The 13,270-nt window shown below is 58.9% G+C and carries 14 protein-coding genes; 9 read left to right on the top strand and 5 right to left on the bottom strand.

Annotated elements, in window-relative coordinates; genetic code table 11:
* Positions 1–2 precede the first annotated feature (2 nt).
* The gene (gene glpK, locus DES53_RS11030) at positions 3–1,547 is read left to right on the top strand and encodes a glycerol kinase GlpK (protein WP_113958317.1); all 1,545 of its coding nucleotides are present in this window, start codon (positions 3–5) and stop codon (positions 1,545–1,547) included.
* A gap of 28 nt (positions 1,548–1,575) precedes the next feature.
* On the opposite strand, the gene DES53_RS11025 is transcribed toward glpK, so the two are convergent.
* From DES53_RS11025 to DES53_RS11005, 5 genes are all read right to left on the bottom strand, one after another.
* The gene (locus DES53_RS11025; protein ID WP_147263341.1) at positions 1,576–1,941 is read right to left on the bottom strand and encodes a hypothetical protein; all 366 of its coding nucleotides are present in this window, start codon (positions 1,939–1,941) and stop codon (positions 1,576–1,578) included.
* A 48-nt stretch (positions 1,942–1,989) separates the two neighbouring features.
* Positions 1,990–2,106, bottom strand: coding sequence for a 4Fe-4S binding protein (locus DES53_RS34045; protein WP_425468384.1), 117 nt, complete (start codon positions 2,104–2,106; stop codon positions 1,990–1,992).
* Positions 2,107–2,389: 283 nt separating this feature from the next.
* Positions 2,390–3,241, bottom strand: a complete 852-nt coding sequence (locus DES53_RS11015; RefSeq protein WP_113958314.1) for a nitrate reductase cytochrome c-type subunit — start codon at positions 3,239–3,241, stop codon at positions 2,390–2,392.
* Positions 3,242–3,253: 12 nt separating this feature from the next.
* A complete protein-coding gene (locus tag DES53_RS11010) occupies positions 3,254–5,677 on the bottom strand; it encodes a molybdopterin-dependent oxidoreductase (RefSeq protein WP_113958313.1) in 2,424 nt (807 codons plus the stop codon).
* A gap of 26 nt (positions 5,678–5,703) precedes the next feature.
* Positions 5,704–5,970: a hypothetical protein gene (locus DES53_RS11005; protein ID WP_113958312.1), complete on the bottom strand. Its 267-nt coding sequence runs from the start codon at positions 5,968–5,970 to the stop codon at positions 5,704–5,706.
* Positions 5,971–6,307: 337 nt separating this feature from the next.
* Between DES53_RS11005 and DES53_RS11000 the strand changes: the two genes are divergently transcribed.
* From DES53_RS11000 to DES53_RS10965, 8 genes are all read left to right on the top strand, one after another.
* A complete protein-coding gene (locus tag DES53_RS11000) occupies positions 6,308–6,853 on the top strand; it encodes a hypothetical protein (protein WP_147263340.1) in 546 nt (181 codons plus the stop codon).
* Positions 6,850–7,791, top strand: a complete 942-nt coding sequence (locus tag DES53_RS10995; protein ID WP_113958310.1) for a 4Fe-4S dicluster domain-containing protein — start codon at positions 6,850–6,852, stop codon at positions 7,789–7,791. The genes DES53_RS11000 and DES53_RS10995 overlap by 4 nt, the downstream gene beginning before the upstream one ends.
* A 33-nt stretch (positions 7,792–7,824) precedes the next feature.
* The gene (gene dsrP, locus DES53_RS10990) at positions 7,825–9,135 is read left to right on the top strand and encodes a sulfate reduction electron transfer complex DsrMKJOP subunit DsrP (protein WP_113958309.1); all 1,311 of its coding nucleotides are present in this window, start codon (positions 7,825–7,827) and stop codon (positions 9,133–9,135) included.
* Positions 9,132–10,694, top strand: coding sequence for a glycerol-3-phosphate dehydrogenase/oxidase (locus DES53_RS10985; RefSeq protein ID WP_113958308.1), 1,563 nt, complete (start codon positions 9,132–9,134; stop codon positions 10,692–10,694). The genes dsrP and DES53_RS10985 overlap by 4 nt, the downstream gene beginning before the upstream one ends.
* Before the next feature lie 81 nt (positions 10,695–10,775).
* On the top strand, positions 10,776–11,255 hold the full coding sequence (locus DES53_RS10980; protein WP_113958307.1) for a hypothetical protein: 480 nt from the start codon (positions 10,776–10,778) through the stop codon (positions 11,253–11,255).
* 105 nt (positions 11,256–11,360) lie between these two features.
* The gene (locus DES53_RS10975; RefSeq protein WP_113958306.1) at positions 11,361–12,362 is read left to right on the top strand and encodes a hypothetical protein; all 1,002 of its coding nucleotides are present in this window, start codon (positions 11,361–11,363) and stop codon (positions 12,360–12,362) included.
* Positions 12,363–12,461: 99 nt separating this feature from the next.
* On the top strand, positions 12,462–13,046 hold the full coding sequence (locus DES53_RS10970; protein ID WP_113958595.1) for an RrF2 family transcriptional regulator: 585 nt from the start codon (positions 12,462–12,464) through the stop codon (positions 13,044–13,046).
* Positions 13,047–13,054: 8 nt separating this feature from the next.
* Entirely contained in the window at positions 13,055–13,267 is a 213-nt protein-coding gene (locus DES53_RS10965) for a YezD family protein (RefSeq protein WP_113958594.1), read from the top strand.
* Positions 13,268–13,270 lie beyond the last annotated feature (3 nt).

Below are 13,270 nucleotides of genomic sequence, written 5' to 3'. Positions count from 1 at the left end.
CCATGTCCTACGTCCTCTCTCTTGATGCCGGCACCACGAGTGTGCGTGCCATTGTTTTTGACCACGACGGCCAGATCAAGTCCGTGGCACAAAAGGAAATACGCCAGATCTATCCGAAACCCGGATGGGTGGAGCATGACCCGCAGGAGATCTGGTTCTCCCAGATCTCCGTGGCGGTGGAGGCATTGGGTAGGGCGCGAATCCGTCCGAGTGACGTCGCAGCGGTGGGCATCACCAACCAACGGGAAACCACGGTGGTGTGGGATCGCCACACGGGGGATGCCATCTGCAATGCCATTGTATGGCAGGACAGGCGCACGGCAGGCATGTGCGATGAAATTCGCGCTGCCGGCCACGAAAAGATGATCCAGCAACGTACTGGCCTGCTCATTGATGCCTACTTCTCCGCGACGAAGGTCGCGTGGATGCTGGAAAATGTTCCCGGCGCACGAAAGAAGGCAGAGGCGGGAGACCTGCTTTTTGGCACGGTGGACACGTGGCTCGTGTGGAAGCTCACCAGTGGCAAGAATGCGCACGTGACGGATCCGAGCAACGCCTCCCGCACGATGCTCTACAACATCCAGACGGGTGAATGGGACAAGAAGCTGTGCAAGCTCTTCAATGTCCCGCTGAGCATGCTGCCGGAGGTGCGCTCCTCCAGCGAAGTGTACGGAGAGATCAGCACCTCGCTCGGTCTGCAAGGCGTGCCGGTGGCGGGCATCGCAGGTGACCAGCAGGCTGCTCTCTTCGGCCAGATGTGTGTGAAGACTGGCCTGAGCAAAAATACATATGGCACCGGTTGCTTCCTGCTGCAGAACATTGGCACGACGCCGGTCGCCTCGAAGCAAAGGCTGCTCACTACGGTGGCGTGGCAACTGGGGAAGAAGCGGGAGTTTGCCCTGGAGGGGAGTGTCTTCATCGGTGGCGCCGTGGTGCAGTGGCTGCGCGATGGATTGCAACTGGTGAGGTCCGCGCAAGAGGTGGATATGCTTGCGGCCTCCGTGCAGGACAGTGGCGGGGTGTTCCTGGTGCCGGCGTTCGCCGGGCTCGGTGCACCACATTGGGATGCGTATGCACGTGGCACCATTGTGGGCCTGACCCGAGACACGAGCGCGGCCCATATCGCCCGTGCGGCGCTGGAGGGTGTCGCGTTCCAGATTGCCGACCTCATGGATGCCATTGTCGCGGACACGGGGAAGAAGCTGCCGGAGCTACGCGTGGATGGGGGCGCCTCAAAGAGTGAGCCGCTCATGCAGTTCCAAGCAGACCTGCTCGGCGTGCCTGTGGTGCGTCCAGTGGTCACGGAGACGACTGCACTGGGTGCAGCCTACCTCGCTGGGCTGGCTGTTGGGTTCTGGAAGGACACGGGTGAGATTTCCCATCAATGGCAAATCGACAAGACCTTCGAACCGAAGATGCCCAGGGCCAGGGTACAGGAACTGAGGGAACGATGGAATGAAGCTCTGAAACGTGCCCAAGGTTGGGAGCGCCAGGATTCCAAGCCGGCCAAGAAGAAGCCCGCCAGGAAATCCGCGAAGAAGAAATAGCAGACAATGGCAATCAGGGCGGGGCAACTCATGCTTGCCCGAAATCATGGCGGATTCGCACGAGGCGGAAGCCCTCGGGTAGCGTCATGATCGTGTCCCACCATTCTCCACCATCGAAGTGATAGCGCACCTGCAGGGCCCGAACGCTGCCTGTTCGCAGGAGTTCCTGCGCGGATGCCAGCGTGAGGTGCGACTGCTCCGGCACATGGCTCTGCGCGGCATGCTTTGGTATGATCTCCGTGACCGTCGTGCAATGGCTGTAGTCTTCAAACAACTGTGCGAGTGTCTCGTTGTTGAGCATGCCGCCATGCAATTCGGGCAGGGGAGGGAGGGGCGCGTTGGGATTCGCTGCGGTTTCGGACCTTGAGCTGCTATCGGCTGGAGTCTCGGACATGCGGATATCTGGAGAGTGTTTGTACGACGGAGCGGAGAGGTCGCATGCTCATCCCACCGGTGGGATTGGCTTCTTTGCCAGCATGAGGACGGCTTTGCGCGGAGCGGGGCAGACATCAAAACAAATACCGCATCCGGTGCATGCCTCAGCGAGCACCGTGGGCATGCCCCGCTGTGATACCATGGCGCCCGGTACGGGGCACCGTTCAACGCACACAGAGCAGAAGGAGGTAAGCGCGATGCAGAAGCGACCCTGCACTACTGCGACACGCTGGATGTCCGGCGTCGGTGGTGTAGTTGTTTGCGGAGCTGATGCCACCGGTTCGCGTGAGGGAATTCCCTGCCGCAATGCGGTCGGTTTGGCGTTGCGACTTTGCCAGGGGCGCAGGACGCTGGAAAACCACTCACGTCTGGAGCATCGTTCCTTCATGCCGTGAATGGTTGTGACATCACTCGTCCGCTCCTTCTTTGGTCTCTTCCTTTGAAGCCCATGAAGACAATGCTGTGAAGATTCCAATCGGAAGGCCTGGCTGGGTGGGCACATGACATTGCACGCACTGTTGCCTCTCTGGATGACTCGTGCGCAATCCTGCCAATCCCGTTGGTCCGTGGCAGCTCATGCAGTCCGAGCGCATCTGCGTGGGATGTGGCACCGTCGGCGGTGCGCCAGGCCAGGCTCGTGTGCCTTTACCATGGGACGCGATGCCATGGAACGTGTTCCCCTCTCCGAATTCAGCCAGCAAGGTCGTCTCGGACGGCTGCAGTTGTGGGCCGTTTCCCGGCACGTGGCACTGGGTGCAGCTCGAGAAGTGCGCATGGCTGACTTTTGAAGCGGTCTTGTCCTTCACGACCAGCCCCGGGCCATGACAGGCCAGACACGAGGCGGATGACTCCTGGGTGATGGGGTGAGGCACGACGGGAGGAGCGCCATCGTAAGCACGCCGCAGTTCGCGCTGGTGGAGTGCCTGGGCGCGCTGTTCATCAGTCGCCGGTTGGAGCGGACCTGGAGGTGGTGGCGGCTGGATGAGCTTCGCCAGATCATTGCGCCACTGCGCGTTGCTGCCTTCACGGAGCCAGTCTTGCTTCGCATAAGACACCGCAATCGGTACGCTGCCGGGCGGCACTTCGGTGAGGTCCCGCGCATCCGTCACGAGTTGCAGCGGAACGGTCAGGTTCAATTGCGATCGTGTTTGCAGCAGCCCCATGAAGAACCCGCTCACTGCAGTGGTCATCAACACCACGCCACCCACCTTCAGCCATTTGGCGCGGCGTTCCCGTTCGGCTGGCGTGAGTGGGTTCATGTTCCCTTTTGATCAAAAGGTTCCTGCGCCGGCGGCGAGCCCTGCTTTCACCACAGCAGCTGCGCATTTCTTGTAGTCCGGTTCCTTGGAGATCGGACACGTCACATCCAAAGTCAGAAGATTGCAGAGCAGGCGCTCATCAAAGAAAGGAATGAACAGATTGCCGCGCGGAGGTTGGCTGCGTCCATTTACCCAGACGGGCAGCCGCAGTTCTCCCCGCCGTGTCTTGACCACCACGCTGTCGCCATTGCTGATGTTGCGTTCCTCCGCGTCTGCGGCGTGCATTTCCACATAAGCAAAGGGAACGGCGCCGTGCAGTTGAGGGATGCGCATCGTCATGGTGCCGGTATGCCAGTGCTCCAGGACCCGGCCTGTACACAGCCAGAAGGGAAATGCCGCATCGGGCGCCTCTGCCGGTGGGGTGTAGGGGGCAAACCACACCTGCGCGCGATCGTCCTTGGTAGTGGAATGGTAAAACTGGATCCCTGCACCCTTCTTCACGTAGGGATCATCGAACTCGGCAAAGCGGAATCTCGTTTCGCGCCACGACCCATCGGGCTGCTGCACCACCGGCCAGCGCAGTCCGCGCGCCTTCACATATTCATCGTAGGGAGCGAGGTCCTTGTGTTTCAGCCGGGAGAAGGCGCGGTATTCTTCAAAGAGCGCCTTGTCGACATTGAGGTCGTGGTAGTGGGGCCACTCCCACGCAGGAACGTCTTTCCCCGCCTCGTCCTTGAAGGTGAAGAGAAATTTTCCTTCCTTGTCCTTCATACCGGCATGCCCGAGCTCGAACAGCTTGCGTGCGACCGCAATATTCTGCCAGGCGTCGTCGCGGGCTTCTCCCGGCGGATTCACCATCTTGAACCACTGTTGCGTGCGTCTCTCGGAATTGCCGTAGATGCCGTTCTTCTCGACCCACATGGCCGAGGGCAACACGAGATCTGCCAGTTCGGTGGTCGCGGTGGGATACACATCCGAGACGATGAGGAATTTGTCCTCCAGGTCCTTCTTCGCCTGGAAGAGCTTGTGAAGGTTGGGGAGTGACTGTCCGGGATTCGTCACCTGGACCCACACGGTGCTGATGTCACCACCCTTGTCCGTGGGTGTGCAAAATTTTTCCCACAGGAGCACGGTGTGGTATCCCATCTTCGGCTTGATGCGTCCGGCCGGAACGTTCCAGAGGTTCTCCGCGTCCGCGCGATGCTCGGCATTCTCCACGAGGCGTCCGCCCGGAAGGAAGTGGCACATGGTGCCGACCTCACGCGCTGTGCCACAGGCGCTCGGTTGACCGGTCAAGGAGGTGGGGGCGTCCCCAGGCTTGCCGAAGTGGCCGCTTAGCAGGTGGATGGAATGGCAGAGACGGTTGATGTCCGTCGCGCGGTTGTGCTGGTTGAATCCCATGCACCACGTGCTGGTGATGCGGAGGTCGCGATTGCCGAAGAGATCGGCCAGCATCTGGATCTTCTCCGCGGGCACACCCGAGAGTTGGGCCACATGTTCAGGGGTGAAGGGGGCGAGTGTGGCCTTGTAGTCCTCGAAGGTCATGGACTCGCCGTGGAGGGCTGCAGCGGTCTTGTCCTGACGGAAGGCACAGTGGCGCTCCACGAACTCCTTGTCATAGGTGCCATTCTTCAGCAGGAGATGAGCGATGCCATTGGCAATGGCAAGGTCGCCATTCGGCTTGAACTCCCAATAGTGATCCGCAAACTCCGAACTGCGGGTGCGTCGCGTGCCGAGGTCGATGATGGTGACTTTTTCCCCGCGGGCACGGCGGTCGATGACCCTGCTGAAGAGCACGGGATGCATTTCGGCCATGTTATTGCCCCAGAGGATCAGCACATCACACTTGTCCAGATCGTCGTAGGCCCCGGCCGGCTCATCCACACCATAGACGCTCAGGAATCCCGTCACGGCGCTGGCCATGCAAAGACGGGCGTTTGGCTCGATGTGGTTGTTGGAAAGCCCGGCCTTCATGAGCTTGTTTGCCGCGTAGCCCTCGGGGATGGTCCATTGTCCCGAGCCATAGATGGCGAACTTCTCCGGCGAGGTCATGATGCGCTGAGCCACCACTTCGATGGCCTCCTCCCAAGAGATAGGTTCCAGCTTTCCACCTTTGCGCAGCATGGGCCGGGTAAGCCGATCCTTGCCATAGAGAGCGAGTCCCACGTGGTAGCCCTTCACGCATAGCAGGCCTTTATTCACCTCAGCGAGTTGGTCTCCCTCGATGGCTACCACCCGTCCTTCCTTCACTCCCACCCGCACGTGGCAGCCTGTACCGCAGAATCGACAGGGGGCTTTGTCCCATTTGATGGCTCCCGTCTCCGAGGGAAGTGAAGCCGCGACTGCGCTGGCACCTGCACGTGCCGCGGCGACGGCGCCAGCTCCGGCCAGCGCAGAGAGCTTCAAGATCTCCCGACGATCGAGATGCGCATTCATGAAGAATTCGGATTTGGGGGCTAGGTTCAGGTGTGTCCAACTTCCGCTGACAACGGAGAATCAATCTCAAAACTGACGGATGTGACATCGACAAATGTCACCCCGGGCTGCAAGCCTATCCAGTCATGCACTTCCCGGCTGTGGGTCTGATCGCGTCCGTCGACCGCCACCGGCAACCAGCGCTGTTGGCGAGCGCCCATCATGATTTCAGGCCGCGCTGCCAGAGCAGTCACTGCCTCCTGGGCAAGCCGGCAATCTTCGGCAAGGGTGATGACGAGTCCGCTGATGGGCATGATAAACCGATGCTCAACGTGATGATTGTTCCTGACGCCTCCAAACTCCCAAGCACATGCATGTGCCGATGGAGCTGGCCGAGTTGATTTTCATTCGCGCTCCATTTCCTACATGGTTTTGCTTACACAAATTGATGCAGTCATGTTATTATCTGAAATTATCAACCTGTGAGCAAGGATAATGATGATTTGGGCATCCAAAAATCTCGCTCGCTTCCCGTTTATTCTATTCGCAGGAGTCGCATTGCTTCTTGGCGGAGGATTTCTGGTGCATCATGTCCTGGGTTCTGAAGAAAAACTTGTGTCTGCACCTCGAGCCCAGGAGGGTTCTTCTTCGATGAGATCTGAGCCCGCCGTGCTTCATCCCGTGCTCATCCGGGAGCCGGACGGTACACCAGCCGTGAACAGCGGCATGGTCGATGCGCAGGGAAAGGCGGTGGAGATTGCATGTGTCACTTGTCACGCGACATCAACACCCAATCCTCAGATCAACAGGGGTGATCAGCTCCTGAAGTTTCACCAGGGGCTGCACTACGCTCATGGCGGGCTCTCATGTTTGAGCTGCCACAATGCGTCCGACTACAGCTCGCTTCACCTGGCGGACAACCGCCGGATCGAGTTCAAGGATGTGATGCAGTTGTGTGGCCAGTGTCATGGCCACCAGCTTGAGAGCTACAAGCATGGCGCCCATGGAGGCATGAATGGACATTGGGATCTGACCCGCGGTCCCCGGACGCGCAACACCTGTACGAATTGTCACGATCCTCATGCGCCGAAGTTCCCGCTGGTGCAGCCGATTTTCCCACCCAGAGATCGGATCTCTGTGCCTCTGCCGGAGCATCCGGTGCAGAAGACCCATGAACTCCTCCCGAAGAATCCATGAGCAGCAGCAGTACTAGTGGATGTGGCAAAGAAGACTGTGGCTGCGTGTCCCGGCGCACGGTGATGAAGGGGGTGGGCGCGACCCTCGGTGCGGCAGCCTTTGCACGGGCCATTGCTCCCCTGACAGAATGGGTGGATACACTTTCGGTCGATGAGTTCCTGCAACGCCATTACAAAGAGCTCTCTTTGGTCGACCTGAAAGTCGTATTGCGGCGACTCGAAAAGGAGACAAAGGAGCAGTACGGTGCCGATGTCACCATTTCAGACACGAAGCCGCAGGAGGGCGTGAAGTTTGGATACGCACTGAATCTGAGTGTCTGCAACGGCTGCCGGAAATGCGCTGAGGCATGTCATCTGGAGAATAATCACGATCGGCCCTCCAATCAGTCGTACATCCGCGTCTTTGAAATGCAGAAGGGCAGCATGGACATGGAGCAGGGGAATGCCCATTACGACAAGCCGGTGCCGCAGCCGGATAAATTCTACATGCCGGTGCAGTGCCAGCAGTGTGAGCACCCGCCCTGTGTGGATGTCTGCCCGGTCGAGGCCACATGGAAGGAGCCGGATGGGATTGTCGTCGTCGATTACAACTGGTGTATTGGCTGCCGTTATTGTGAGGCGGCTTGTCCCTACCATGCGCGCCGGTTCAACTGGACCAAGCCGGTGATCCCCAAGGAGGAGATCAATCCGAACCAGGGATATCTCAGCAACCGCATCCGGCCACAGGGCACGATGGAGAAGTGTACTTTCTGCCTGCATCGCACGCGCAATGGACGTCTGCCCGCCTGCCTGGAGGCGTGCCCGACTGGCGCGCGTGTGTTTGGAAACCTCCTCGATCCCCAGTCCGAGATCCGCTGGGTGCTGGAGCACAAGCGTGTCTTCATCCTGAAAGAGGATCTCGGCCTGAAGCCACAGTTCTTCTACTTCTTTGACAGTTGATTTTGCATCCGCCGCCTTTCGCACACTTGCATCATGAGCGCTGCTCCCGAGGCCAGCCCGAGTCCCAGTCGTCCCGCATTCTGGCGGAACTTTGGTCGTTTTCTTGGCAATGCCGCGCTGGAATCACTGGATGGGGGCAAGCTGTTTTACATATGGATGTTCTGCCTGACTGCCATCTTTCTGGTGGGAGCCAATGCGTGGGCGGTGCAGGTGCGTGACGGCATGGCCTTGAGCAATATGAGTGACCATGTCTCATGGGGACTCTACATTGCGAACTTCACTTTCCTTGTCGGTCTCGCTGCCGGCGGTGTGATGATGGTGATACCCGCCTATCTCTACCATGATGAGGAGATGCATGATATCGTCATCATTGGAGAGTTGCTGGCCATCGCTGCGATTATCATGAGCCTCATGTTTGTGATCTGCGATCTGGGCCGCCCAGATCGCTTCTGGCACTTGCTCCCGCCTTTTGGCCGCCTGCATTTTCCCGTCTCCATGCTGAGCTGGGATGTGATTGTTCTGAATGGTTACCTTTTCATCAATGCCTACATCTGCGCCTACCTCCTGTACATGCGCTATCTGGGGCAGACCCCGGATCCGCGGTGGTATGTGCCCTTTGTCTTTCTTTCCATCGTGTGGGCCATCTCGATCCACACGGTCACGGCATTCCTCTATTGCGGTCTCGGTGGACGTCCGTTCTGGAACACAGCACTCCTCGCGCCCCGGTTTCTGGCCTCGGCATTCGTCTCGGGTCCTGCGTTTATTGTGCTGGCGATCCAGGTGATTCGTCAGGCTGTGGGGCGCCATTTTGGCGACGGTCCGATCCGCACGTTGGTAAACATCATGCGCATCACCATTCTGGTGAACCTGCTCATGGTCGTGTCAGAGGTGTTCACAGAGTTCTACACAGGCGGTGCTCACACCTCAGCGGCGCGATATTTGTACTTTGGACTGCATGGTCATGATGAACTGGTGTGGTGGATCTGGAGTTCGATAACATTGGTTGCGGTCGCTGCGGTGCTGATGCTCTTGCCCAGTGTCTTCACCAAGCACTGGATCTTGAACACCGCCTGTATCCTGGCATTCATCGGCATCTGGATTGAGAAGGGCATGGGTCTGATCATTCCCGGCTTCGTGCCGTCCACGCTTCATGAGATCGTGGAGTACCGGCCCAGCGCCATCGAGTGGAAGATCACCGCTGGCATCTGGGCGCTTGGCCTGATCATCTACACCTTGTTCATCAAAATCGCGGCCGGCATCGTTTTGAACAGGACCAAGTTGCACGCCATCCCGGACGAGCCCCCGGCATCGGAATCTTCACCCGCACCCCTCCCGACTCTATGAACCGCCCTGACTTGCTGAAATCGGCTGTCTCTCAAACCAAGCCCTGGGATATCATCATCATTGGCGGAGGCGCCACGGGAGTTGGAGTGGCGGTGGATGCCGCGACGCGCGGCTACAGTACGCTGCTGCTGGAGCAGCATGACTATGGAAAGGGAACGTCCAGCCGCAGCACGAAGCTGGTCCACGGTGGTGTGCGTTATCTGGAGCAGGGGAATGTGTCCCTGGTGATGGAGGCATTGAAAGAGCGAGGCATCATGCGGCAGAATGCTCCGCACCTGGTGAGTGAGCTGCCTTTCATTGTGCCCAGCTACTCCTGGTGGGAGGGGCCATTCTACGGCATAGGCCTGAAGCTCTACCAGATGCTGTCCGGGAAGTATGGTTTCGGACCGTCAAAGATTGTGTCGCGCGAGGAGACGCTGAAGATGCTTCCCAACGTGAACACAGAGGGGCTGAGTCGTGGGGTGATATACTATGACGGCCAGTTTGATGATTCACGGCTGCTCATCAACATGGTGACGACGGCCATCGAACAGGGGGGTACGCTGCTGAACTATGCGAAAGTGACGGGGCTGAACAAGGGAACGGACGGCACGGTGGAGAGTGTCACCTGGCAGGATATGGAAAGCGGGAAGGCATGCACCTCCAGCGCGAATGTGATCATCAATGCCACGGGTCCCTTCACCGATGGTGTGCGAAAGATGGCAGAGCCGGACACGGAGCCCATGATCTCACCCAGTCAGGGTGCACACATCGTGCTGGATCGTTCCTTCCTTCCGGGCGATACCGCCATCATGGTGCCTCATACCAGCGATGGACGTGTGATGTTTGCCATTCCGTGGCATGGGCACACGCTGGTTGGTACCACGGATACGGCGATAGAAGCAAGCAGTATGGAACCGGTGCCCATGGATCAGGAGATTGAGTTCATGCTGGGCACGGCGGCACTGTACCTGGAGAAGAAGCCGACGCGTGCGGATATCCTCAGTGCGTTCGCCGGCATTCGACCGCTGGTGAAAGCAGGTGGCGGGAAGAATACGGCGGCACTTTCCCGCGACCACACGATCCATATTGACCAGAGTGGGTTGCTCACCATCACGGGCGGGAAATGGACCACGTATCGAAACATGGCCCAGGATTGTGTGAACCATGCGGCCACGCTGGGGGATCTGCCGGAGCGGGACTGCGTGACGAAGACGCTGAACATCCACGGTTACCATCCGCATTCGGAGAAGTTCGGCGCGAAGTCGGTGTATGGCTCCGATGCGCCGCTGATCGATGAACTGGCTGCGGGAGATCCATCGCTGGGAGCCGTGCTGGATGACGCCCTGCCATATATCGCGGCGGAAGTCGTTTGGGCGGCAAGGCACGAGTTTGCCCGCACGGTGGAAGATGTGCTTTCGCGCAGGACGCGTGCACTCTTCCTGAATGCGAAGGCGGCAGTGCGTATGGCGCCGAAGGTGGCAGAATTGCTGGCGAAGGAACTGGGCAATGATGAAGTGTGGCAGTCTGCCCAAGTAGAGTCGTTTACCGCTGTGGCCCGCGGATACATGGTGCGCTAGGCGGCGAAGTCGGTTCCTATCGGCTAGACAGAAACCAAGCGCGAGAGTGAAAGGTCATGCGTGCAGCGACGTTGCAGTCGCATGCCTCAATACACACAAATCTGCCGCGCTGCCGCCGTGCTCCTGCTCCTGAGCACGGGATTGCTGGCCGTGGGTGTCACCTGTCTGGCGCTGGTGGCAGTTTTCGGGCTGGCGTTTCTGCAGCAGGTATATGCGGAATTGGGGCAGGTGGTGCCCCTTTCTCCCCCGGTGGTGGGATGGGGTGCAGCAGCGGTCGTGGCGCCGTCCTTGGTGCTGGTGGTTTTCTATTTCATTGTCCTCACTCGAGTGCCGAGCGTGGCGGTGGCCACTGCCGGGTGGATCGCTTCTTCGGCGTTTTATCTTGGACTGACCTTGCTGTTCGTCACGATTTTGAGCGGCCGTGTTGAGACGGGAAGCGCATTATTTTCCCTGCCGATTTGGATGCTCACGGCGTTTGCCGCAGGGGCCTCTGCTTATCTTGCCGTGGCTTGCCGCCGACCTGTCGCTCCCCAGCCACCGCCGATGCCAGCGGCTCACTAGGATTCGGGTGACTCCGAGAGGAAAGCAGTTCGCTCTAGCACGTGCTGGTCCTGATGGTGCTGGAAAGGTCCCATCGGTCGCTGGCGTAATGGTGGACCGTTTTCCATGAAATCTGTCCTTCCTGCATTTGCTGCCTTGGTTTTGTTGTTCCACCCCTTGAGTGCCGCGGAGCCTGCAGCCAAACCAGCGACACTCCCTGCACCTGAAGTCAAAACGGTGCTCAAGATCACACCGGGTAAGGTCATCATCCCCTTCGACCGCATGCAGCGCCCGTGGGGCGAACTCATCAGCTTGGACTTCGCCACGCGCACCGGGAAATTTCGCCGTGAGAGCAATGATGAAGTCGTGAGCTTCACGGTGATGCCGTACGCGGAGCTGCTGCATCATGCTACCAATGGTGATTTGCAGGATTTCCGCGTGGGCGAGCGGGCCATCTTCCGCCTGCATGAGAATGAAAAGGGTGAGTGGGTCTGGCTCACGTACATCCAGGATGAGATGAACATGATGAATGGTCACAAGGAGTACTTCTATGTGGACACCATCGATGCAGCGAAGAAGCAGGTGACCTGCACGTGGGCGAACTTTGACAAGAGCTTCATCCGTGAGAAGGGCGTGGTCATCACCACCGATGCGGACACACGCTACTGGAAAGCAGGCCTGCCCGCCGCATTCACGGACATCAAGGTGGGTGAGAAGCTGCGCACCAAGACGCATGGGGTGGGGAAGGGGAAAGTACGCGTGGCGTGGGAGGTCTTCCTCGATGACGAGAGCCTCGCAAAGTTCCAGTCCGAGCAGAAGGCCGTGCACGCGGATCGCATGAAGAAGGAAGGCGCTCCCGGCTATGTGGATGAAGTCAATGGTGCGACACTGAAGCTCACGCTTTTCAACGAAGGGAGCGATGTAGCGAAGCAACTCAAGGTGGGCAAGACGGTCAAAGTCGCGCCTGCCGGTGTGGACCGGAAGCCCTCCGGCGAGGCGGTCGAGGGCAGGGTGACCGAACTGAAAGCGAATGGCAGACAACAGGCGGTGACCCTGCAAACAGCTGCGGGCAAGGTTCCGGGTGGGTTTCAGTCCAAGGGGCTTTTTCGTCTCTGGCTGAACGAGTAATGTGCCGTCCTGTTGGGCGACGGTTTGCCAGGTGTACAATTGTTTTAATTCCTACTTGCCCTATGTAGATTGGAAGGTACGATAGTCGGCACCACCACCATGAAGCTCACGAAGAAAGGCGAATACGCACTCCGCACCCTCATCCAGCTCGGCATTGCCGAACGTCTCGGGCGTGATGTGGTGTCCGTGTCGGACCTTTCCGACAGTGAGAACCTGCCGTACAAGTTCATTGAGAACATCCTGCAGGAACTGCGCCGCCACGGGTATGTGGAGAGCAAACGCGGCAAGGAAGGTGGCGCCAGGCTGGCCCGGCCCATGAAGGAAATCACCATCGGCGAAGTGGTCCGCCTCATCGATGGGCGCCTTGCTCCGATTGGCTGCGCCAGTGAAACGGACTACTCCCGCTGCACGTGCCCGGATGAGACGCACTGCGGTCTGCGCATGATGATGATTGACGTGCGCAATGCCATTGCCCGCATCCTGGACAAGTACACACTCGCGGACGTGGTCTCCGTGACACTGCGCAAGATGGAACGGGATGGCGTGGCAATGCCCTATGCTGTTCCCGAAAAAAATCTCCGCAAAAAAACCAATGCACGCGTGACCAAGCCGAAACGCGTTAAGCACGCGGATCCCCTCGATGGATTCCTCTCTCTCCTCACCAGTTCCCAGCCCCAACTATGATCAGCCCCATGAGCATTCTCAACGAAACAGAAGTCGCCGCCGAACCGTGGCTTGAAATCGTCCGCCGCAAGGTCGGAAACCTCCGCTTTGGCTCCGTCCAGATCGTCGTGCATGAGGGTCGTGTCACCCAGGTGGAAAGCACCGAAAAGACCCGCCTGAGCGACGCCGGATCCACGAATGGTTCGTCTTCCTCCTACGCCGCCGTGAAGCGCAAAATCTAAGGT

Source organism: Roseimicrobium gellanilyticum, from assembly GCF_003315205.1.
In the GTDB taxonomy this organism is placed as follows: domain Bacteria; phylum Verrucomicrobiota; class Verrucomicrobiia; order Verrucomicrobiales; family Verrucomicrobiaceae; genus Roseimicrobium; species Roseimicrobium gellanilyticum.
Note: the sequence above shows the minus strand (reverse complement) of the source record. Positions and strands in the feature narration are given on the sequence as shown.

Coding starts and splice junctions, on each gene's coding strand:
- DES53_RS11025 (WP_147263341.1), bottom strand. CDS start 1,941: ATGTCCGAGACTCCAGCCGATAGCAGCTCAAGGTCCGAAACCGCAGCG.
- DES53_RS34045 (WP_425468384.1), bottom strand. CDS start 2,106: ATGCCCACGGTGCTCGCTGAGGCATGCACCGGATGCGGTATTTGTTTT.
- DES53_RS10980 (WP_113958307.1), top strand. CDS start 10,776: ATGCCTCAATACACACAAATCTGCCGCGCTGCCGCCGTGCTCCTGCTC.
- glpK (WP_113958317.1), top strand. CDS start 3: ATGTCCTACGTCCTCTCTCTTGATGCCGGCACCACGAGTGTGCGTGCC.
- DES53_RS11015 (WP_113958314.1), bottom strand. CDS start 3,241: ATGAACCCACTCACGCCAGCCGAACGGGAACGCCGCGCCAAATGGCTG.
- DES53_RS10985 (WP_113958308.1), top strand. CDS start 9,132: ATGAACCGCCCTGACTTGCTGAAATCGGCTGTCTCTCAAACCAAGCCC.
- DES53_RS11005 (WP_113958312.1), bottom strand. CDS start 5,970: ATGCCCATCAGCGGACTCGTCATCACCCTTGCCGAAGATTGCCGGCTT.
- DES53_RS10975 (WP_113958306.1), top strand. CDS start 11,361: ATGAAATCTGTCCTTCCTGCATTTGCTGCCTTGGTTTTGTTGTTCCAC.
- DES53_RS10970 (WP_113958595.1), top strand. CDS start 12,462: ATGAAGCTCACGAAGAAAGGCGAATACGCACTCCGCACCCTCATCCAG.
- dsrP (WP_113958309.1), top strand. CDS start 7,825: ATGAGCGCTGCTCCCGAGGCCAGCCCGAGTCCCAGTCGTCCCGCATTC.
- DES53_RS11000 (WP_147263340.1), top strand. CDS start 6,308: ATGAGATCTGAGCCCGCCGTGCTTCATCCCGTGCTCATCCGGGAGCCG.
- DES53_RS10965 (WP_113958594.1), top strand. CDS start 13,055: ATGAGCATTCTCAACGAAACAGAAGTCGCCGCCGAACCGTGGCTTGAA.
- DES53_RS10995 (WP_113958310.1), top strand. CDS start 6,850: ATGAGCAGCAGCAGTACTAGTGGATGTGGCAAAGAAGACTGTGGCTGC.
- DES53_RS11010 (WP_113958313.1), bottom strand. CDS start 5,677: ATGAATGCGCATCTCGATCGTCGGGAGATCTTGAAGCTCTCTGCGCTG.